This is a genomic window from Azospirillum sp. TSH58 (assembly GCF_003119115.1).
Lineage (GTDB): Bacteria > Pseudomonadota > Alphaproteobacteria > Azospirillales > Azospirillaceae > Azospirillum.
Genome location: NZ_CP022364.1, coordinates 2,664,946 through 2,686,413, shown reverse-complemented (window position 1 = coordinate 2,686,413; position 21,468 = coordinate 2,664,946). Strand labels below are relative to the sequence as shown.

Here is a 21,468-nt window from a genome sequence, read left to right as displayed (position 1 = left end):
CGCGTCCCCTACCGGAACCGCGCGGCGATGCGGTCATACTCCTCCAGCCGCCCGATCGGGCCGAGCGCGGCCACGGTGGGGCGGCTTTCGCGCAGGCGTTTGGCGACGCGGACGATGGCCTCGCGGTCGACCGCCCCGATCTTCTCGACGATCTCCTCCACCGGCACCGGGCGCCCGTAGACCAGAAGCTGCTGGCCGAGTTGCTCGCAGCGCGACATGGAGCTTTCCAGCGCCATCAGCGTCCCGGCCCGGAGCTGGGCGGCGGCACGGGCCACCTCCTCGTCGGTCACGTCCTCGGTCACCCGCATCAGCTCGTCGCAGACGACCGGGACCAGTTCCGCCACCTCGTCCTCGCCGGTGCCGGCGTAGACGCCGAACAGCCCGCCGTCGCGGTAGGCGCCGGAGAAGGTGTAGATGGAATAGACCAGCCCGCGCTTCTCCCGCACCTCCTGGAAGAGGCGGGAGGACATGCCGCCGCCAAGCAGCGTCGACATCACCGAATGGGCGTAGTAGTCCGGGTCGTGCACCCCCACCCCGTCGAAGCCGAGGACGAGGTGCATCTGCTCCAGGTCCCGCGCCTCGCGGAAGTCGCCCCCGGTGTAGCGCGCGTCCTCGGACTCCGGCGCCGGGCGGGAGGACAGGCCGTCGAAGGCCGACAGGGCCATGTCGACGAGCCGGTCGTGCTCCAGCCGCCCGGCGGCGGCCAGGACGATGCCCGGTGCGCCGTAATGGCCGTCGATGTAGTCGACCAGCGCCGGCCGCGACAGGGCGCCGACGATCTCCGCCGCCCCCAGCACCGGCCGGCCCAGCGCCTGCCCCGGATAGGCGGTGGACTGGAAATGGTCGAAGATGATGTCGTCGGGGGTATCGGCGGCCTGGCCGATCTCCTGAAGCACCACCGTGCGCTCGCGCGCCAGCTCATCGCTGTCGAGGACGGAGTTCTGGAGCATGTCGGCGATGAGGTCGAGCGCCAGCGCCTTGTCCTCGTGCAGGACCTTGGCGTAATAGGCCGTCTGCTCGCGCGTCGTGTAGGCGTTGAGCTGGCCGCCGACATTCTCGATCTCCTCGGAGATGCGGAAGGCGGAACGCCGTTCGGTGCCCTTGAACAGCATGTGCTCGACGAGATGCGCCACGCCGTTGACGCTCGCGGACTCGTTGCGCGTGCCGACCCCGACCCAGCAGCCGAGCGAGACCGACTGCACGCCGGGCATCGTGTCGGTGGCGACGCGCAGCCCGTTCGGCAGCGTGGTCACGCGGATGCTCATGCGGCCTCCTTGGCGGCGCGGGCGCGGGCGACGACGAACTCCTGGACCGCCGCCACGTCGTTGGGCAGCTCCGACAGCCGCTCCTCCCGCTCGTAGAGGTCGGCGAGGCGCGGCGGCAGGACCGGGCGCCGGCCCGTGGCCGTCTCCACCGCGTCGGGGAACTTGGCCGGGTGGGCGGTGGCCATCACCACCACCGGCACCGACGGATCGACCGGGGCGCTCGCCGCCGAATGGATGCCGACGGCGGTGTGCGGATCGACCTGATAGCCGCCGGTCTTCTCCCAGACCTCCTTGATGACGTCCATGGTCCGGGCGTCGTCGGCGCGGCCCGCCGCGAAGATCGCGTGCGCCTCGGCCAGCTGCGCGTCGGTGACGGCGAATTTGCCGTCGGCGCGGAAGCCGTCCATGGCGGCCTGCACGGCGGCGCCGTCGCGGCCCAGCAGGTCGAACAGCAGCCGCTCGAAGTTTGAGGAGATCTGGATGTCCATGCTGGGACTCAATGTGGGCACGACCGGGGCCGCCGACATGGTGCCACTGGCAAAAAAGCGGGCCAGGATGTCGTTGGCGTTGGAGCCCACGATCAGCCGCTCCACCGGCAGGCCCATCGCCCGCGCGCCGTAGGCGGCGTAGACGTTGCCGAAATTGCCGGTGGGAACGGTGAAGGCCACCTTGCGGTCGGGCGCGCCCAGCGCCACCGCGGCGGCGAAGTAATAGACGATCTGGGCCATGATGCGCGCCCAGTTGATCGAGTTCACCGCCGACAGGCCCATCCGGTCGCGGAAGGCCATGTCGTTGAACAGCGCCTTCACCAGATCCTGGCAGTCGTCGAAGGTGCCGTGCAGCGCGATGTTGTGCACGTTGTCCGACAGGACGCTGGTCATCTGGCGGCGCTGCACCTCCGACGTGCGGCCTTTCGGGTGCAGGATGAAGATGTCCACGTTCTGGCGGTCGCGGCACGCCTCGATGGCGGCGGAGCCGGTGTCGCCCGAGGTGGCGCCGACGATGGTCACCCGCTCCCCGCGCTTGGCCAGCACATGGTCGAACAGGCGGCCGAGCAGCTGCAGCGCCACGTCCTTGAAGGCCAGCGTCGGGCCGTGGAACAGTTCCATCACCCAGGTGCGCTGGTCGAGCTGCACCAGCGGCACCACCGCGGCGTGGTCGAAGCTGGCGTAGGCGTCCTTCACGATGGCGCGGAAGTCGTCCTCGGCGATGGCGCCGCCCAGGAAGGGCAGCATGACGCGCACGGCGATCTCGCTGTAGGGAAGCCCGCGCATCGCGCGGATCTCGTCGGCCGAGAACTGCGGCCAGCTTTCCGGGACATAGAGGCCGCCGTCACGCGCGAGACCGGCCAGAAGGACTTCCTCGAAACCCAGGACCGGGGCCTGGCCCCGCGTGCTGACGTACTTCAACGCACACTCTCCGACGCCTGAAGGTGGCCGACGCTGTGGCGGGCCGGCGACTCTTGTGGAACGGGCATAGTTAGCGCCCTCCCACACGCCGTGCAAGCGGCGGGTTCCCTCTCATGCAATACGCTTATGCAATACACTCTCGCGACAATCGCTCCCGTCATTCCCTCTCCCCTCTGGGGAGAGGGTTAGGGTGAGGGGGCAGCATGGGCATCAGCCCATGCCAGGGGATTGCCAAGGGGCAGAGTGCCCCTTGGCGGTGCGCCGCAGGCGCACCGGCCCCCTCACCCTCCCCACCGCTGACGCGGTGGGTCCCCTCCCTCTCCCCGGAGAGGCGAGGGCAATCACTCCGCCCGCCGATCAGGCGCCGGTGTGGACGTCCAGCGGGTCGTGGTGCAGCGCCGACGGATCGTGCGCGGCATCGACCGGCGGAAGCTCCACCGTCTGGGCGGCGAGCGCGGCGGCCACCGACGCGGCGGTGCTGTGGTCCACCGGCTGCGGCTGGTTCACCGTGTGGGACAGGACGTTGATGTCGCCCTCGCCCAAAGCTTGCGCCTTCGCCGGAGCCCAGGCGGCCTTGGCCGGGCTGACGCCGTCGAACAGGCCTTCCTTGATGGCGTTGTACTTGGTCTGGTCGACCGTCTGCCAATCGTCCTTCAGGATGCCGCCGGTGTCGCCCGAGTTCGGGTTCCACGACCAGTAGGTCCAGCTCGCCCCTTCCTTGCCGGCGCCCAGGTCGTTGGTGCCGTTGCCGTCCAGGTCGCCGTTCATGTAGTCGATGAGCTTGGCCATGTAGGCCTTGTCCTGGTCGGTCTCCAGCTTGCCGCCGAACTCGCCGACCAGCACGGGCGCCTTGTCCTCCTTCAGCAGCCAGCCCCAGTTGTCGGTGTACTGGCCCGGCAGGTTGTTCGGGTAGTCGCTGGCCTTGAACCACTCCATCTCATGAATGGACGGGCCGTAGGAGTGGACCGAGTAGACCAGCTTGCCCGGATTGTCGAATTCGATCGGACGGTCCTTGGCGCCGCGCAGGTTGCCGCCCCACCACTCCCACTGGTTCTGGTGGATTTCGACGCCCTCGACCAGCAGCAGCCAATCCTTGTTCACGGACTGGATCTCGTTGCCGATGCGCTCCGCGGCCCAGGCCCAGTCGGTGGCCTTGTCGCCGCCGCCCCAGGTGGCCTGACCGTGCGGCTCGTTGTGCAGGTCGGCGCCGACGACCGTGTCGTTGCCCTTGTAGCGCTCGGCCAGCATCTTCCAGTTTTCGATCATCTTCGACTCCGGGTACTTGTCGTCGTACCACAGGCCGTTCTCGTTGGCCGACGCACCGTCGCTGGAGCGGTGGTGGTCGAGGATGACCTTCATGCCGATGCGCCCGGCGTAGTCGATAACCTTGTCCATGACCTCAAGCGGGGACTTGTTCGCGAGGTCGGGATTCTTGGAGGTGTCGATGCCCGTCGCCCGGTCGGCGTCCAGCGCCGCGTCGCTCCACGGCAGGCGGATGGTGTTGAAGCCCAGCTCCTTCATCTGCTCCATCATCCCCCAGTAACCGCGCATGTCCATGCCGTTGGGGTTGAAGACGAAGCCCTCGCCGCCGAACCAGTTGACGCCCGTCAGCTTGACGTTCTGACCCGACGAATCGACGATCTGGTTGCCGTCCGTGTGCAGGAAGCCCTTGGCGATGCCCATTGTGCTCAGCCCTCGTTGCCATTCGCGTTGGGCCGGAGGCTGGCGGTTTATGGTTAATGAAATATTGCCGGGAATGTTGCTTAATTCCGGCAATCCAAGGCATGTGTGACCATGTCTGGAAGAGCGGATTTTGAAGACATTTGAGACAATGAAGGCGCGTCGAGTGCTTGCGCTGCCTTGAGGCTGTTTTTCCGATCGATCGCCCGACGGCGTGCGGCGGCGTTCGAAAACGAAGGAGGGTTACCGGCCAGCCTTTTGCGTTCGGCGGATTTTGCGGATTCTTTCGATCCAGAGAACACGACTTGGCGTCCTACTCGCCCCCACCCCGGCCCTCCCCCGCTGACGCAGGGGAGGGAGAGCGGTCCCCTCCCCTGCGAAGCGGGGGAGGGTCAGGGTGGGGGCAAGGCTCCGCTCAAGCGCCGAGATACCGGCGCTCCAGATGGCGCCGGAACACCGCCGCGTCGAGCGGACGCCCGGTCGCCGCCGTCAGCAACTCGTCGCCCGATGCGTAGAGGCAGCCCTTGCCGTGCACGTTCACGCCCAGCCACGCCACCAGCGGCCCGAGGTCGCCGCGCGCCAGCGCCGGGCGGATGTCCGGATCGGCCTTGGCCGCGGCCTCGAACAGCTGGGCGGCGGTCATGGCGCCCAGCGTGTAGCTGGGGAAGTAGCCCCAGGCGCCGGACGGCCAATGGATGTCCTGAAGACAGCCCAGCCGGTCGTTCGGCGGCACCACCCCGACCAGTTCCTTCATGCCGTCGTTCCAGGCGCCCGGCAGGTCGGCCAAGGCCAGATCCCCGGCGATCAGCGCCGTCTCCAGCCGGTAGCGCAGGATGATGTGCGCCGGGTAGGTCACCTCGTCGGCGTCCACCCGGATGAAGCCGCGCTCCACCCGGCTGTAGAGGCGGCGCAGGTTGTCCGGCTCCCAGGCCGGGCCGGAGCCGCCGAACGCCTCCTGCGCGACCGGGGCCAGCCAGCACAGGAACTCAGGCGACCGGCAGGCCTGCATCTCCACGATCAGCGACTGGCTCTCATGCACCGCCATGCCGCGGGCCAGCCCGACCGGCTGGCGCAGCCAGTCGCGCGGGCGGCCCTGCTCGTAGAGGGCGTGCCCCGTCTCGTGCATCACCCCCATCAAGGCCTTGGTGAAGTCGTCCTCGTCGTAGCGGGTGGTGATGCGCACATCGCCGGTGGCGCCGCCGCAGAAGGGGTGCAGCGACACGTCCAGCCGCCCGCGGGTGAAGTCGAAGCCCGCGGCGCGCATCAACCGCTCGCCCAGCGCCTTCTGGTTGGCGACGGCGAACGGCCCCACGGGCCGCAGCGGCGCCGGCTCGGCGGCCTGACGGTCGAGGACGCGCCCGATCAGCTCCGGCAGGAAGCCGGCCAGCCCGGCGAACAGGGCATCGATCCGCTCCGACCGGGCGCCGGGGTCGTGCTCGTCCAGCATGGCGTCGTAGGGCGACAGGCCCATGGCCGCCGCCTTGGCCTCCCCGCACTCCCGCACGCGGCGCAGCACCTCCGACAGGCTGGGCAGCAGCATGGCGAAGTCGCTCTCCGCCCGCGCGGTGCGCCACGTCATCTCGCAGGCGGAGATGGCCTTGCTGGTCGCCTCGATCAGATCGCCGGGAACGGCGGTGGCGTGGCGGTGGGTGCGCCGCATCTCCCGCAGGTTGGCCGCCTGCCACGCGTCCAGCCCGCCGACACCATCCGCCTCCGCCAGCCAGTCGGCCACGCGGGGGTCGGTTTGCAGCTCGTGGGCCAGCACGGTCAGGGTGGCGGTCTGCTCCGCCCGCCCGTCGCTGGAGCCGTCGGGCATCATGGTCTGGCTGTCCCAGCTCAGGATGCCCAGAGCGTCGCCGATGGCGGCGATGCGGGCGAAACGGCGTTCCAATTCCCGATAGGCAGCGGTCATGAAGCGCAACTCCTAGGATGCCGGACCGGTCCTCCGGCGTTGGGACAGCACATAGACGACGACCAGCGTCGCGGCGAGGCTATACCAGGTGAACGCGTATTGCCTATGGTTGTTGGGCAGCTCGACCAGCGGCTGAATCCCGTTCAGCGCCGCGTTGCCGCGCGCCGGGTCCGGGGTCATCTCGACCGCCAGCGGGGCGACCGTCTCCAGCCCGGCGGATGCCGCCATGGCCGGCGGGTCCAGCCGCATCCAGGACTCCGCCCCCGGCCGGTTGCCCGGCTGGAGCCAGCCGGCGGGCTGCGGCAGGCGGACCAGACCGGTGACGGTCACCGGCCCCTCGACCCGGCTCTCCGGGCGGCTGGCCGGGGGGCGCTTGTCCATGGGCAGGAAGCCGCGGTTGACCAGCACCACGCCGCCGCCGTCCTCCGCCGGGCGCTGCAAGGGCGTCAGCAGCTCGTAGCCCGCCTGCCCCTGCCGGGGCCGGGCGACCAGCAGCAGGTCCTTGTCGTTCAGGAAGCGCCCGCTGACGGTCACCGGGCGGAACTCCAGCGTCTCCGGATCGGCGATGGCGGTGGGCAGCGGAATGGGGGCGGCGTGCAGCCGCTGTTCCACCCGGCGGACCAGATCCTCCTTCCACGCCAGCCGCTGCATCTGCCACGTCCCCAGCCCCAGCATGACCAGGACGGCGGGCACGGTGATCAGCGTCGCCCACAGCGAGGGGCGGAAGCGGCGGGGTTCGGCGGCGGTCATGGTCACTCGTCCGGGTCCTCCAGCTCGTTGCGGCGGTGGCGGTACTGGAGCGCCACGACATAGGCCTTGGCCGGGCGCAGCATGCCGAGCGCCAGCCCCAGCACGACGATGCTCCAGACGATGGCGTGCAGCCACAGCGGCCAATCCACCGTCATCGACACCCACAGCGCCACCGGCACGACCAGGAAGCCCAGGATGAAGATCAGGAACACCGCCGGCCCGTCGCCGCTGTCCTGCCGGGCGAGGTTCAGGTTGCACACCGAACAGCGCTCGTTGACCGTCAGGTAGCCGTCGAACAGCTTGCCCCGTCCGCAGCGCGGGCAGGCGCAGCGCAGGCCGGCGGTCAGGGGCGACGGGCTGGTGTAATAGGTGCTCAAACGACTCGCCTCCCTCCGGGAACGGCAAGCCCCTCTCCCCCGGTGGAGGAGAAGGGCTTCGCAAGGCGACAGGGATGGGATCAGTGGCCGCTGGCGGCGCCCAGCGATCCCCACCAGTAGATCGACACGAACAGGAACAGCCAGACCACGTCCACGAAATGCCAGTACCAGGCCGCCGCCTCGAAGCCGAAATGGCTCTGCGGGGTGAAGTGGCCCTTCATGGTGCGGAACCAGCAGACCGCGAGGAAGATGGTGCCGATGATGACGTGGAAGCCGTGGAAGCCGGTCGCCATGTAGAAGGTCGACGGGTAGATGCCCTGCGTGAAGCCGAAGGCGGCGTGGGCGTATTCCCAGCCCTGGAAGAAGGTGAACATCACCCCCAGCAGGACGGTCAGGCCCAGCGCGCGCGACGCCTCCTTGTTGCGGCCCTCAAGGATCGCGTGGTGCGCCCAGGTGACGGTGACGCCCGACAGCAGCAGGATCAGCGTCATCATCAGCGGCAGGTGGAAGGTCTCCAGCACCGTGATGTTCGGCGGCGGCCAGACGCCTTGCGGGTTCTCGGCGAACACCTTCGGATAGAGCGCCGCGTCGTAGAAGGCCCAGAAGAAGGCGGCGAAGAACATCACCTCCGAGGCGATGAACAGCGCCATGCCGTAGCGCAGGCCGATCTTCACCACCGGGGTGTGCGCCTTTTCGCGCACCGCCTCCTTGATGACGTCGCGCCACCAGCCGAACATCACGCCCAGGATGGACGCGAAGCCGAGGGCCGCCAGCAGCCACCCGCCGCCGTGCATGTAGATGACCATGCCCGTCGCGAACAGACCGGCCGCGAAAGCGCCCAGAAGAGGCCAGGGGCTCGGCTTCACCAGATGGTAGGGATGCGGGATGCCGGAGCCCTCGCCCGCGCCGTGCGCGGAGGCTGGGGGATGCGGCATTTGCGCGTGCGTGATGTCGGCCATCGTCTCTTTCCAACCCCGGTTTGTTTCGCCCGATTTCTTCGTTCAGCCCTATTTTCTCGTTCAGACTGTCTCTTTTTGAATCGCGTCCTCAGTTCGCCGTGGTCCCGGTGCCTTTCGCACCCGCGGCCTGCGTCGCGTGCTGCGCCAGCACCTGCGTCTCGTCCTTGGCGCGGAAGAAGGTGTAGGACAGGGTGATGGTGGTCACGTCCTCCATCGCCGGATCGTCGGCCAGCGCCGGATCGACGAAGAAGGCCACCGGCATGTCCACCGACTGACCGGGCTCCAGCACCTGCTCGGTGAAGCAGAAGCACTCGATCTTGTTGAAATACTTGCCGACCTTGTCCGGCGTGACGTTGTAGAGCGCGGTGCCCACCGTGGCCCGGTCGGTCCGGTTGGCGGCCTGATAGGCGGCCAGCCCCATCTCGCCCAGCTTCACCGTCAGCTCCTTCTGCTCCGGCTTGAAGCGCCAGGGCAGCGACTGGTTCACATCGGCGTTGAAGCGGACCTTGATGACGCGGTCGACCTGCCGCGCGGGCGCGGCATCGGCCCGCTGGGTGGTGCCACCGAAGCCGGTCACCTGACAGAACAGCGCGTAGAGCGGCACCGAGGCGTAGGCCAGCCCGACCATCCCGAAGACGAGGCCGAACAGCCCGGCCATGAACAGGCGGTTCTTCCGCCGGAGCCCCTTGTCGTTTTCAGGCCGGTCGTTCATGGCGCCGTTTCCTCCCCTGCCGTTTGTCCGCTCAACGTCCCGTGGTCAGTGCCCGCCCATCCGCACCAGCGTGATGACGTAGAACATCACCACCAGCCCGATCAGCGCGGCCAGCACCGCGTAGTTGCGCCCGCGCAGCCGCTTGCGGCGTTCCTCGTGGGATTCGTCCATGATCGTCATGCCCCGCCTCCGGTCGTCAGGATTCCGCTCACCAGATGCTCGCCCATCAGCAGGGCGAACAGCAGGAACAGGTAGAGGATCGAGAAGCCGAACATCTGCTTGGCCGGCTTGTCGTCGGTGGCGCGCAGCACGCGGACCGCGCACAGCACGAAGAAGGCGCCCAGCAGGCTCGACCCGATCAGATAGGCAAGGCCACCGATGCCCAGGAAATACGGCGCCACGGCGACCGGCAGCAGGACCAGCGTGTAGGCCAGCATCTGCCGCTTGGTGGCCTCCGGACCGGCGACCACCGGCATCATCGGCACCCCGGCGCGCGTGTAGTCGCCGTTGCGGAACAGCGCCAGCGCCCAGAAATGCGGCGGCGTCCACAGGAAGATCAGCAGGAACAGCAGGATGGAGGGCAACTCCACACCGCCCGTCACCGCCGCCCAGCCGATCATCGGCGGGAAGGCCCCGGCGGCCCCGCCGATCACGATGTTCTGCGGCGTCCGCCGCTTCAGCCACATCGTGTAGATGAAGACGTAGAAGCCGATGGTCATCGCCAGCAGCGCCGACGCCGCCCAGTTGACCGCCAGCCCCATCACCACGACCGACGCCGCGGCCAGGATCACCCCGAAGGCCAGCGCGTTCTCCGGCTCCACCCGCCCCGAGGGGATCGGGCGGCGGATGGTGCGCGTCATCACCGCGTCGATGTCGCGGTCGTACCACATGTTGATGGCGCCCGAGGCTCCGGCCCCGACCGCGATGCACAGCACCGCCACCGCCGCCAGCACAGGGTGGATGTGACCGGGCGCCAGCACGATGCCGGCCAGCCCGGTGAACACCACGAGCGACATCACCCGCGGCTTGAGCAGTTCGATGTAGTCACCCGGCGTCGATCCGGAGACCGGACCTGTCGAGACCCGTTCAATGCTCAGGTCCGTCATACTTCACTATCCTCTGGCTTTTCGGCTCTCTGGCCGGAGAGAGCTTCCCGGCTCCCCCGGCGTCATGGTCACAAACGATCGTTCACTTCACCTGCGGCAGCGTCTCGAAGGCGTGGAACGGCGGGGGCGAACTCACGGTCCACTCCAGCGTGCCCGCCTGCGGACCCCAATAGGCCGCCTCGACCTTCTCGCCGCTGCGCAGGGTCTTGTACGCGATCCACACGAAGAGAAGCGTGGACGCAAAGGAGAGATAGGCGCCGAACGAGGAGATCATGTTCCAGCCGGCGTAGGCGTCCGGGTAATCCGGGATGCGGCGCGGCATGCCGGCCAGACCCAGGAAATGCTGCGGGAAGAAGACCAGGTTCACGCCGATGAAGGTCGTCCAGAAGTGGACCTTGCCCCAGAACTCCGGATACTGGCGCCCCGACATCTTGCCGATCCAGTAGTACCAGCCGGCGAAGATCGAGAAGACCGCGCCCAGCGACAGCACGTAGTGGAAGTGCGCGACGACGTAATAGGTGTCGTGCAGCACGATGTCCATGCCGCCGTTGGCCAGCACCACGCCGGTCACGCCGCCGACCGTGAACAGGAAGATGAAGCCGAGCGCCCACAGCATCGGCACCTTGAACTCGATCGACCCGCCCCACATGGTGGCGATCCAGGAGAAGATCTTCACGCCCGTCGGCACCGCGATGATCATCGTGGCGGCGGTGAAGTAGGCCTTGGTGTCGACGTCCAGGCCCACCGTGTACATGTGGTGCGCCCACACCACGAAGCCGACCACGCCGATGGCGACCATCGCGTAGGCCATGCCCAGATAGCCGAACACCGGCTTGTGCGAGAAGGTCGAGACGATGTGGCTGATGATGCCGAAGGCCGGCAGGATCATGATGTAGACTTCGGGGTGGCCGAAGAACCAGAACAGGTGCTGGAACAGGATCGGGTCGCCGCCGCCCTCCGGGTTGAAGAAGCTGGTGCCGAAGTTGCGGTCGGTCAGCAGCATGGTGATGGCGCCGCCCAGCACCGGCACGGCCAGCAGCAGCAGGAAGGCGGTCACCAGCATCGCCCAGACGAACAGCGGCATCTTGTGCAGCGTCATGCCCGGCGCGCGCATGTTGAAGATGGTGGTGATGAAGTTCACCGCGCCCAGGATCGACGAGGCGCCCGCGAGGTGGAGGGCGAAGATCGCCATGTCCACCGACGGGCCGTTGTGGCCCAGCGGCGAGGACAGCGGCGGGTAGATCGTCCAGCCGGTGCCGGCGCCCTGCCCCACGAAGGCCGAGCCCAGCAGCAGCAGGAAGGCCGGGACGATCAGCCAGAAGCTGATGTTGTTCAGCCGCGGGAAGGCCATGTCGGGCGCGCCGATCATCAACGGCACGAACCAGTTGCCGAAGCCGCCGATCAGGGCGGGCATCACCACGAAGAACACCATGATCAGGCCGTGCGCCGTGATCAGCACGTTCCAGACCTGCCCGTCGCTGACGAACTGCATGCCCGGCGACTGGAGTTCCAGCCGCATGATGACCGAGAACAACCCGCCGATCAGCCCGGCGATCACCGAGAAGATCAGGTAGAGCGTTCCGATGTCCTTGTGGTTCGTGGAGAAGAACCAACGCTCGACGAAGCCCGGCATGTGGTGGTCATGGTCATGCCCGTGGCCGTGTCCCTGCGCTTCCCCCGGATTGGCGTTTGCCATGTCTCTAACCCTCGCGTCGGCGGAATGATTTTTCTTTGAGGTGCCGCTGCATCCAAAGCGTGAGGCTTACTGGACGGCCCCGGCGGACGGCAGCCCGGCCGATGGCATCTGGGCGACGTCGCGCTTGGTGTCGGGGGTCCCGTAAGCGGTCTTGGCCTTCTCAACCCACTGGTTGAAGGCCTCCTTCGACACGGCCTCGACCGCGATCGGCATGAAACCGTGGTTGATGCCGCAGATCTCGGAGCACTGGCCGTAATAGACGCCTTCCTTCTCGATCCGCACCCAGGTCTCGTTGGCGCGGCCCGGCACGGCGTCCTTCTTCACGCCGAAGCTCGGCACCGCCCAGGAATGGATGACGTCGCCGGCGGTGACCAGCACGCGCACCGTCGTGCCGACCGGCAGGATCACGCGGTTGTCGACCTCCAGCAGGCGCTTCTGGCCGGGCTTCAGCTCCGAATCCTGGATCATGTAGCTGGAGAAGGCGATGTTGCCGTGGTCGGGATACTCGTAGTCCCAGTACCACTGCCGTCCCGTGACCTTGATGGTCATCTCCGACTCCGGCACCCGCTCCGCCTGGTAGAGCAGCTTGAAGGAGGGCACCGCGATGACGATCAGGATGATGACCGGGATGACCGTCCAGGCGATCTCCAGCACCGTGTGGTGCGAGGTCGTGGACGGCACGGCGTTCTTCTTGGCGTTGAAGCGCAGCGCCACCCAGGCCAGCAGGCCCGCCACGAACAGAACGATGGCGACGATGATCACCGTCAGCAGGTCGTGGAAGGAGTCCATGGCGTGCTTGACCGGCGTGGCCGCCTCCTGAAGCCCCAATTGCCAGGGGTGGGGTTCGGCGGCGGAACCAGTCGCGGCAAATCCACACAAAGATGTCAGCGCCGCCAGAACGGCAGCGTTCAGGGTCTGCGTCTTCATCCCCACCCTCTTCGTTGCCCGCCGCCCACGGTCGCGGACGGCGGTCGTCCCTTCCCGCCGGACCCGCCTTCGCCCCTGTTTCTCGGCTGCGTTCCACCCCTGTCGAGCGGTTGCGCAGCCGGGCGTTGCGGCGGTGCCGGTCTATGCAGGGATCGTGCCGTTTGAGGGCGGCGCGGTCCCCGCAGCGCGAGCTTAACCCTGCACTGCGCTTGGGTACAAGTCAGGTGTCCCTACACGAAGGACATAGGCGCAATGCCGCTTTCAAGCCCGCATCAGAACAGAAGTTGAGTTTCCGTATCGGCTTCGCACTGCGACAAGCTGTCGCGGTTTGATGGTATAGCGAATTGTCTCGGAAAATCAAGTTTTTAGGCTTGCACGTCCCTGGTGTGGAACGCAAGGGACCTTGCGCGCGGCGCACCATCCGGCCGCCGTTCGCGTTGCGGTATCACTCCACCGTGTTAGGCCTGAAAAGCTCCGCGGCCGTCAGTGTCCGCCGGTGATGACCTTGCGGATTCGGCGCACGCCGGACCAGACGAAGGCGATGACGATGGGAATCATCAGCCCGACGAGCAGGTCGGGATCGACCTTCATGCCGAGTCCCTTCAGCCCCTTGGCGGCGTAGCCGACGATGCCGACGAGGTAGTAGCTGATCGCCACCACCGACAGCCCCTCGACCGTCTCCTGAAGGCGGAGCTGGAGCTGCGCCCGCTTGTCCATGGAGAGGAGAAGCTCGGCGTTCTGCCCTTCCACGGCGATCTCCACGCGGGTGCGCAGCAGGTCGCTGGCGCGGGCCACGCGCTGCGACAGGGCCTGCAGGCGCGATTCCACCGCCTCGCAGGTGCGGATCGCCGGGGCGAGGCGGCGGTCCATGAACTCGCCCACCGTGGGCAGGCCCTCGATGCGGATCTCGCGCAGTTCGACGATGCGCTTTTCCACGAGGTTGTAGTAGGCGCGCGCCGCGCCGAAGCGGTAGGCGGTCTCCGCCGCGATCTGCTCGGTCTGGGCGGCCAACAGGGTCAGCCGGTCGAGCAGCTCCCGCTCGTCGTCCAGGCCGCGCAGGGTGGCGATGCGGGTCGTCAGGTCGGCCAGATCGGCCTCGATCGGGCCGATGCGCGGCAGCACGCCGCGCGCCACCGGCAGCGCCAGCAGCGCCATCACCCGGTAGGTCTCGATCTCCAGCAGGCGCTGCACGACGCGGCCCGCCTGGTTGGAGGTCATCGCGTGGTCGGCGATCAGGATGCGCGAGAAGCCGTCGCCATGGATGCGGAAGTCGGTCCAGGCCGTCGCCGCCCGCCCGGAGATCCGCGTGCCGATGTAGCTTGGCGAGCCGAACATCGCCGCCAGCATGTTGGCCGAGGGCTCCGGCGATTCGGCGTCGAGCACGGCGACATGGACGCCGACCATCAGCTCGCCCGGCAGTTCGGCCAGCCACTCCTTGGGCACCGCGTTCAGCGCCGGGTCCAGGAAGGGATCGACCAGCACGCCCGCCCGGGACGTGGTGTTGGGGCGGAAGACGGTCCAGGTGGAGAATTCGGTGTGCCGCTCCCACTTCAGGCGGAAGCTGCCGAAGGAGCCGCTGTAATGGGTGGCCCCGGCGGGCGGGCGCGGCACGCCGGCCCAGTCGCACAGCTTCTCCAGATGCAGCCGGTCGGCCTCCGACGCGCCCTCCCCCGACAGCATCGCCAGCATGGTGGCGCGCACCGGGGTGGACAGCACCTCCGGCGGGCGGGTGTGCACCTCGTTGGTCAGGGTCACGCGCAGGGCGTGGTTCTTCAGGGGGTGGGCCAGGGAGCGGGCGGCGTCCCCGTTGCCGGTGCGGCCCATCGCCAGCGCGTCGTCGGTCATCGCGGCCATTCCCCTTCCAAGCCCCTTCCGCCACAGACGACGAGCCTTGCCGGATGGACCGCCCGTCGCCACACTATAAGTCTGTTCTTAGACCACATCGCGCGTGCGGGTGCGAGAGCGCCGGTGCCGCATCGTTGTCCTACGATAGACCGATACCCCGGAGTCCCCATGAGCGCGCTTGCCGTCACCGACGATCTGTTCTTCAACCGCGCCGGCCTGGACCGTTCCCGTGTCGAGGGGGTGGTGGCCGACGCGCTGCGGGGGGCGGACGACGGCGAACTGTATCTCGAATATTCGCAGAGCGAATCGCTGGGCTGGGACGACGGCAAGCTGAAGGCGGCCAGCTTCGACACCACCCAGGGCTTCGGCCTGCGCGCCATCGCCGACGAGGCGACCGGCTTCGCCCACGCCTCCAGCCTGTCCGAGGACGCCATCCGCCGCGCCGCCGCGACGGTGCGCGCCGTCCAGGCCGGACACGCCGGCACCTTCGCCGAGCCGCCCGCCGGCACCAACCGCGCGCTCTACATCCCGGACAATCCCCTGCCCCTGGTCCCCTTCGAGGCGAAGGTGAAGCTGCTGGCGGAGATCGACGCCTACGCCCGCGCCAAGGACCCGCGGGTGCGGCAGGTCTCCTGCTCGATCAGCGGCGAGTGGCAGGCTGTGCAGATCATCCGCGCCGACGGCGTGCGCGTCGCCGACCTGCGCCCGCTGGTCCGGCTGAACGTCTCCGTCGTGGTGGCCGAGGGCGACCGCATGGAGTCGGGCGGCTACGGCGGCGGCGGGCGCGTCACCTACGAGCATTACATGCAGCCGGAGACGTGGCGCGCCTTCGTGGACGAGGCGCTGCGCTCGGCGCTCGTCAACCTGTCCTCGGTTCCCGCCCCGGCGGGGGAGATGACCGTCGTTCTCGGCAACGGCTGGCCGGGCATCCTGCTGCACGAGGCCATCGGCCACGGGCTGGAGGGCGACTTCAACCGCAAGAAGACCTCGGCCTTCGCCGGGCTGATGGGCCAGCGCATCGCCGCGCCGGGCGTCACCATCGTGGATGACGGCACCATCGAGAACAGCCGCGGCTCGATCACCGTGGACGACGAGGGCACCCCCGGCCAGTGCACGACGCTGATCGAGGACGGCATCCTGGTCGGCTACATGCAGGACCGCATGAACGCCCGGCTGATGGGCATGCGCCCGACCGGCAACGGCCGGCGCCAGAGCTTCGCCTGCCATCCCATGCCGCGCATGACCAACACCGTGATGCGCCCCGGCGCCCATGAGCCGGAGGAGATCATCAAGTCGGTCAAGAAGGGCCTCTACGCCAAGAACTTCGGCGGCGGGCAGGTGGACATCACCAGCGGCAAGTTCGTCTTCTCCGCCAACGAGGCCTACCTGATCGAGGACGGCAAGCTCGGCCCGGCGGTGAAGGGCGCCACCCTGATCGGCAACGGCCCGGACAGCCTGACCCGCGTGTCGATGATCGGCAACGACACCAAGCTGGACCCCGGCGTCGGCACCTGCGGCAAGGACGGCCAGGGCGTGCCCGTGGGCGTCGGCCAGCCGACCCTGCGCCTGGACGGCCTGACCGTGGGCGGCACGGCGGCCTGATGTTTCCCTTCTCCCCCCTGGGGAGAAGGTCAGGATGAGGGGGGCGCCGAAGGCGCCACGTCGACTCATCCGGCGTCTTTCTTCGCCCTGCCGGGCGCATCGCCCCCTCACCCAACCCTCTCCCCAGGGGGAGAGGGCTTCAGCATCGGAGATTCCGCCCGTGTCGTCCCTCGCGCTGGTTTCGACATTCTGCCCCGACCGCGTCGGTCTCGTCTCGGCGGTCACCGGCCATCTGTTCGGGCTGGGGGCCAACCTGCGCGACGCGACCTTCGCGGTGATGGGGTCCGGGGCGGAGTTCTCGGCGGTCTGCGAACTGCCGGACGGCGTCCCGGTCGAGGAGGTGCAGGAGGGGCTGGCCAGCCTGCCCGAACTGGCGGGCGCGCAGATCAAGGTCACCCCCTTCGACTTCGACCCCAACCCCGGCCCGCTGGCCCGCATCACCCACCGGGTGGAGGTGTCGGGCGGCGACCAGCCCGGCCTGATCGCCCGCCTGTCGGAAATCTTCACCCAGTTCGAGGCGAACATCGTCCGGCTGGACGCCCAGACCCTGCCGGAGCGCGAGGGCGGGCGCTACGCCATCCGCTTCGCCGTCTCGATCCCGCCGGAACGCGCCGGCATCTGCCTGTCCGCAATCGCCAACACCGCGGAGACCATGGGCCTGACCTGCGTCGCCGAACCGCTGTAGCGGTCCATTCGCCCACTCCGCTTATCCCCTCGCCCCTCCGGGGAGAGGGATTAGGGTTGCATTCATACGCATGACAATGCCATGGATCGGGAATTCCTCCCGACAAGCTCCACCATGGCGTGAACCGCGTTCTCCTCGTCCTGGCGCTGTCCTTCGCCGCCCTGCCCGCGCGGGCGGAGGGGCTTGCGCCCAGCCTGTCCGACTGGGGAACCGTCGGGCTGCTACAGACGCCGACGGCGCGCGGCCTGCCGGACGGCACCGTCGCCGCCGGACTGACCGCCCTCGGTGGCCTGCACCGGCATGTCTTCGCCGGGGCGCAGCTTCTTCCCGGCCTGGAGATCACCTTCCGCGACAGCACCTACCCGAGTTGGCACGGCCTCAGCGAACCGGGGGTGGACGCCAAGCTGCGCCTGCTGCGCGAGGGGCCGTGGCGGCCGGCGCTGGCCGTCGGCGGGCGGGACGTCACCGGCAGCGGGCTGGACCTGCCGGGCAAGGGCCGCTTCGCGGGGGAGTATCTGGTCGTCTCGCGCCGCTGGTGGGACGCCGATCTCAGCCTGGGGATCGGCTGGGGCGGGCTCGGCGACTACGGGCACGCCCGCAACCCGCTGCGCTTCCTCGGCGGGCGCTTCAAGCGCGACCGCGACCCGGCGAAGGCGTCATCCCGCGGGCCGGAGGCGTGGTTCACCGGGGAGCGCGTGGCCCTGTTCGGCGGCGTCGAATGGCACACGCCGCTTGAGGGGCTCAGCGTCAAGCTGGAGTACAGCGCCGACAGCTTCCGCGCCCAGCAGCAGGACGATCCGAATTTCCGCCCCGGCCTGCCGCTGAACGCCGGCCTCGCCTACCGCCCCTGGCGCTGGCTGGAGGTGGGGGCCGGCGTCGAGCAGGGATCGCGGGCCATGCTGCGCCTCGCCGCCCGCTTCGACCCGCGGGAGGACGCGGACACCACCCCGCGCACACCTCCACCGGCGGTCAGCGCCCGTCCCGCGTCGCCGGACGCCGCCATGCCCGCCCCGGACATCGCGGCCCTGGCCCGGCTTCACCGCTTGCCCGCCCGCTCCGCGCTGGTCAGCGGTGACCGCGCCGCCCTGTGGCTGGACCCGGCGGGCGCCGGCACCGCGCCGCTGGCGCGGGAGGTGGGGCGCGCCGCGCGCCTGCTGGCCGATGGCGCGCCGCCGGAGGTCGAATGGCTGACCGTCGTCACCGGCAGCAGCGGGCTGGACGGCTCCGCCCTCACCCTGTCGCGCCGCGCCGTGGAGCAGGCGGCCGGCAAGCGCGGCAGCCCCGAGGAGATCTGGCGGACCGCCCGCCTGGACCGCGCCGCCGGCCCTCCGCCGGACTGGGCGGCGCGCCTCGCCCTGACCGTCACCCCGACCGCGGAAGTCAGCCTGTTCGAACAGAGCGCGCCGCTGGTGCAGCGGACCTACGGCGACGCGATGCTGACGGCGGAACCGCTGCGCGGGCTGGTCCTCAGCGGCGGGCTGCGGTTGAACGTCAGCCACAACCTCCATTTCCTCGACACCAACGCCATTCCGGCGGCGGAACCGGTGCGCAGCGATCTGCCGCGCTACGCCGAACGCAGAGCCGCCGTGGAGCGGCTGTACGCGGCGTGGCTGGCCAGTCCTTCGGAAAGCTGGAGCACGCGCCTGTCCCTCGGCCATATGGAGGAGATGTTCGGCGGCGTGGGGGGCGAGGCGCTGTACCATCCCCTGGCGGCGCGCTGGGCGCTCGGGCTCGACCTCAACCGTGTCTGGAAGCGCCCGCCCGACGATGCGCTGCGCCTCGCCCCGGAAAGCGGGCGGAACACCGGGCACGCCAGCGTCTATTGGGAAGCGCCGGGGGCCGTCACCACGGGCGTGCTGCGGCTGGGCCGCTATCTCGGCGGGGATTGGGGCGGCACGGTCGAACTGATGCGCGCCTTCGACGGCGGCATCGGCCTGTCCGCCCATGTGACGTGGACCGAAGGTCCGGAGGGCGCGCAGAGCCGCTATGGCGGGCGCCTGGAACAGGGCATCGCGCTGACGGTGCCCTTCGGCCCCGGAGGCTCCTGGCCGCCGGACGGACGGTTGGCGACCGCGGTGCGCACTCTCGGGCGCGACGCGGGGCAACGGCTGCGCCAGCCATTGCCCCTGTACGACGCGTCGGTCACGGCGGGTTACGGCCGCCTGACCGGATCATGGCCGCGGCTGATGGACTGAGCCGCCGCGGACCGGGGGTCAGCGCATTTCGGAGATCGTCCCGGTGTTGGTGTCGAGCAGCACGGTGCTCCAGGTGCCGTTGGCCGACTGGGCCTCCGCCACATAGTTCTCGCCCTGCTTGCGGAAGTCGCGGACCGAGGTGAAGCCGGCGGCGCTGAAGTAGTTCAGCAGCGAGGTCTGCATCAGCTCCTTGCGGTTCTGGCCGCGCTCGGCGCGCTGGGCGGTGTTCGGGTCGACGTTCATGATGACCTGCCGGTTGCCCTGCATGGTGCCGGTGCCCGACCCGGTGGTCCCCATGGCGCCGCTGTTCGGCATGGTGTTGTTCATGTTCCCGGTCGAGCCGTAGGTGCCGGGCGCCCCATAGGTGCCGGTGCTGCCATAGGTGCCGGTGCTGCCATAGGTGCCCGCGGTTCCGGCGCCGACGGTGGACTCGGCGCTGCCGCTGGTCACCCGGTCGGGCATGCGGCCGTCGGGCGTCTGGTTCTGGGTCCGATCGCTCCACGGGTCGGCCCGCTCGCCGGGCAGGCTTTCCACCTGCGGGCTGGTGGTCGGCAGCCCCGACGGGCTGGAGCGCTCGTAGGGGACCTGCGGTGCGTTGTTCTGGTAGGTCTGGGCCATCGCGGCGGGGGCGGCGGCCAGGGTCGCGGCGAGAACGGCGAGGGACAGTTTGGCGTTCATGGCATCCTCTTCTCTCGATACGGCGTCTCGCACCAGCGGAGCGGTGCTGCGCCTTTTCGCCCGCCCGGCCGGAACCAAGCAGGCTGGCGACCCCGACAACAGCGCTCGTCGGCGGTTGTTGCGGTCAAGCCAGCGTTATCGGGATGCCCCTCCCCCTTTTGGAACCGACCCTACCCAAAAAAAGCTCTTTACCGGAGCGGGGCCGGGGAACCTTTCCGAGCGGCGCCGTGTTCTGCACAATACTGACACGCTCTTCACAGAGTAGGACGTTCAACAGACTGCGCGCCGGACGAGCCGTAACGCGCTTCGGACCGAGCGAGGGAGGTTAGGATGCTCTATTGGGCACTTGTTTTCTTCGTGATCGCGCTGATCGCCGGCGCACTCGGTTTCGGCGGGATTGCCTCGGCCTCTTCAGGCATAGCGCAAATCCTGTTCTTCCTCTTCCTGATCCTGTTCGCGGCGAGTTTGATTCTGGGCCTGGTCAGGCGCCGCTAGACCCGGCACCCGCCCGGAACCATCCGGGCGGGCGTTTCCCGCTGCGCGCCCGCGTTCCGCCTTGCATGTCTCGACAGGCCGGACGCGTGAGTACCCCGAAAGCCTCTCGATGTTAGCCTCGCACCTGACCGGCAACGCCCCATCCGGAGCGTTGCCGGTTTCTCTGTGCGCCCGGCGTGGAAGGAGACGGCACGAGGACCGGGTCAGTCCTCGTCGGTCGGGCTGTTCCCTTCCATGAGCTGGCGCAGGGCGCGCCGTCCGCGCGACAGGCGCGACTTCACGGTGCCGATGGAGATGCCGAGGATGTCGGCGGCCTCGCCATAGGAGATGCCCTCCAGCCCGATCAGCAGGACCACCTCGCGCTGTTCGGTCGGCAGCAGGCCGAGCGCGCGCTTCAGGTCGCGCAGCTCCAGCCGGACGAACTGCCCGCCATGGGCGGCGCCGATCGCCGCCTGCCCTTCGCCGTCGATGTCCACGACCGCCTGACGGCGGCGGATGCCGTTGATGTGCAGATTGCGCAGAATGGTGAAGAGCCAGGCGCGCAGATTGCTGCCGGGCCGCCAGAGATGCAGGCGCGACAGGGCGCGCTCCAGGCATTCCTGGACAAGGTCGTCGGCCAGCGTGGCGTCCCGCACCATGGCGCGGGCGAAACGGCGCAGGCGGGGAATTTCCGCCTCGATCTGCGCGATGATCGCCGGGTCGGGGGGCGCCAGCGGCGCCGACGGCGTTTCCGCCGCCTCGTCGGTGGCCGGATCGTCGGCTTCGACGCCGTCCTCGGCTTCGACCGCAACGTTCAACTCGTCCTCGTCCGCACGGCGGCTTCCCATCACCGGCTTGAGGGCGACGGGGTCAAGCGGCGCGGGGCTGCTTGCCGGACGGCGCAAGGAACTCGCGACGTGGTTCGCCATCGGTGGAACGCTGCCTCCCTGTGTACCGAAAGATGTCCCGATCACTCCGGGCGCGTCTGGAAACGCCCGAACCATCGCTCCGGTCCCCGCCTTGCGCCGAAAGCGCGCGGGGCATAACCGGATTCTCCAACGACAATCGTCGGTCCATCAGTACGTAATGGCGCACCACAGGGGCTGCCAGTTGGGAAAAAGGCTAGGCCCCTTCACAATTTGGCGAGATTACCCCTAACATGCCATGGATCGTCCGATTGCTCCCATAGCATTCGA

19 protein-coding genes are annotated in these 21,468 nt (G+C 68.8%); 4 read left to right on the top strand and 15 right to left on the bottom strand.

The window, feature by feature from the left end; genetic code table 11:
• Window positions 1-8: 8 nt before the first annotated feature.
• From TSH58p_RS16200 to TSH58p_RS16145, 13 genes are all read right to left on the bottom strand, one after another.
• Complete coding sequence (locus TSH58p_RS16200) at window positions 9-1,265, bottom strand: pitrilysin family protein (RefSeq protein WP_109469274.1); 1,257 nt, start codon at window positions 1,263-1,265, stop codon at window positions 9-11.
• Window positions 1,262-2,674 (bottom strand): threonine synthase, encoded by a 1,413-nt coding sequence (thrC, locus tag TSH58p_RS16195; protein ID WP_109469273.1) that lies wholly within the window; start codon window positions 2,672-2,674, stop codon window positions 1,262-1,264. Before thrC ends, TSH58p_RS16200 begins: the two co-directional genes overlap by 4 nt.
• Before the next feature lie 357 nt (window positions 2,675-3,031).
• Window positions 3,032-4,357: a glycoside hydrolase family 5 protein gene (locus TSH58p_RS16190; protein ID WP_109469272.1), complete on the bottom strand. Its 1,326-nt coding sequence runs from the start codon at window positions 4,355-4,357 to the stop codon at window positions 3,032-3,034.
• A gap of 412 nt (window positions 4,358-4,769) precedes the next feature.
• Entirely contained in the window at window positions 4,770-6,266 is a 1,497-nt protein-coding gene (locus tag TSH58p_RS16185; protein ID WP_109469305.1) for a carboxypeptidase M32, read from the bottom strand.
• Window positions 6,267-6,278: 12 nt separating this feature from the next.
• A complete protein-coding gene (locus tag TSH58p_RS16180; RefSeq protein WP_109469271.1) occupies window positions 6,279-7,016 on the bottom strand; it encodes an SURF1 family protein in 738 nt (245 codons plus the stop codon).
• A 2-nt stretch (window positions 7,017-7,018) separates the two neighbouring features.
• Window positions 7,019-7,393, bottom strand: coding sequence for a DUF983 domain-containing protein (locus tag TSH58p_RS16175; RefSeq protein ID WP_109469270.1), 375 nt, complete (start codon window positions 7,391-7,393; stop codon window positions 7,019-7,021).
• An 80-nt stretch (window positions 7,394-7,473) separates the two neighbouring features.
• Complete coding sequence (locus TSH58p_RS16170; protein ID WP_247874335.1) at window positions 7,474-8,352, bottom strand: cytochrome c oxidase subunit 3; 879 nt, start codon at window positions 8,350-8,352, stop codon at window positions 7,474-7,476.
• Between the two features lie 88 nt (window positions 8,353-8,440).
• Window positions 8,441-9,064: a cytochrome c oxidase assembly protein gene (locus TSH58p_RS16165; protein ID WP_109469269.1), complete on the bottom strand. Its 624-nt coding sequence runs from the start codon at window positions 9,062-9,064 to the stop codon at window positions 8,441-8,443.
• 45 nt (window positions 9,065-9,109) lie between these two features.
• Entirely contained in the window at window positions 9,110-9,244 is a 135-nt protein-coding gene (locus TSH58p_RS34435; protein WP_256380051.1) for a hypothetical protein, read from the bottom strand.
• The gene (cyoE, locus tag TSH58p_RS16160; RefSeq protein WP_109469268.1) at window positions 9,241-10,170 is read right to left on the bottom strand and encodes a heme o synthase; all 930 of its coding nucleotides are present in this window, start codon (window positions 10,168-10,170) and stop codon (window positions 9,241-9,243) included. Before cyoE ends, TSH58p_RS34435 begins: the two co-directional genes overlap by 4 nt.
• An 82-nt stretch (window positions 10,171-10,252) precedes the next feature.
• Window positions 10,253-11,866, bottom strand: a complete 1,614-nt coding sequence (gene ctaD / locus TSH58p_RS16155; protein WP_109069611.1) for a cytochrome c oxidase subunit I — start codon at window positions 11,864-11,866, stop codon at window positions 10,253-10,255.
• A gap of 66 nt (window positions 11,867-11,932) precedes the next feature.
• On the bottom strand, window positions 11,933-12,793 hold the full coding sequence (gene coxB, locus TSH58p_RS16150; protein ID WP_109069610.1) for a cytochrome c oxidase subunit II: 861 nt from the start codon (window positions 12,791-12,793) through the stop codon (window positions 11,933-11,935).
• A 483-nt stretch (window positions 12,794-13,276) separates the two neighbouring features.
• Complete coding sequence (locus tag TSH58p_RS16145; protein WP_109069615.1) at window positions 13,277-14,638, bottom strand: DUF3422 family protein; 1,362 nt, start codon at window positions 14,636-14,638, stop codon at window positions 13,277-13,279.
• Between the two features lie 168 nt (window positions 14,639-14,806).
• Between TSH58p_RS16145 and tldD the strand changes: the two genes are divergently transcribed.
• The 3 genes from tldD (at window position 14,807) to TSH58p_RS16130 (ending at window position 19,120) form a co-directional block, all read left to right on the top strand.
• Entirely contained in the window at window positions 14,807-16,240 is a 1,434-nt protein-coding gene (gene tldD, locus TSH58p_RS16140; RefSeq protein WP_109069609.1) for a metalloprotease TldD, read from the top strand.
• Window positions 16,241-16,400: 160 nt separating this feature from the next.
• A complete protein-coding gene (locus TSH58p_RS16135) occupies window positions 16,401-16,925 on the top strand; it encodes a glycine cleavage system protein R (RefSeq protein WP_109069608.1) in 525 nt (174 codons plus the stop codon).
• A 119-nt stretch (window positions 16,926-17,044) separates the two neighbouring features.
• Complete coding sequence (locus tag TSH58p_RS16130) at window positions 17,045-19,120, top strand: YjbH domain-containing protein (RefSeq protein WP_109069607.1); 2,076 nt, start codon at window positions 17,045-17,047, stop codon at window positions 19,118-19,120.
• Window positions 19,121-19,138: 18 nt separating this feature from the next.
• Here TSH58p_RS16130 and TSH58p_RS33135 read toward each other — a convergent pair whose 3' ends face one another.
• Entirely contained in the window at window positions 19,139-19,798 is a 660-nt protein-coding gene (locus TSH58p_RS33135; protein WP_158282585.1) for a hypothetical protein, read from the bottom strand.
• A 330-nt stretch (window positions 19,799-20,128) separates the two neighbouring features.
• On the opposite strand from TSH58p_RS33135, the gene TSH58p_RS16120 reads away from it, so the two are divergent.
• Complete coding sequence (locus tag TSH58p_RS16120; protein ID WP_035674837.1) at window positions 20,129-20,293, top strand: DUF1328 domain-containing protein; 165 nt, start codon at window positions 20,129-20,131, stop codon at window positions 20,291-20,293.
• A gap of 203 nt (window positions 20,294-20,496) precedes the next feature.
• Here the strand turns inward: TSH58p_RS16120 and TSH58p_RS16115 are convergent, their stop codons facing one another.
• On the bottom strand, window positions 20,497-21,201 hold the full coding sequence (locus TSH58p_RS16115; protein WP_109069606.1) for a sigma-70 family RNA polymerase sigma factor: 705 nt from the start codon (window positions 21,199-21,201) through the stop codon (window positions 20,497-20,499).
• Window positions 21,202-21,468: the final 267 nt, after the last annotated feature.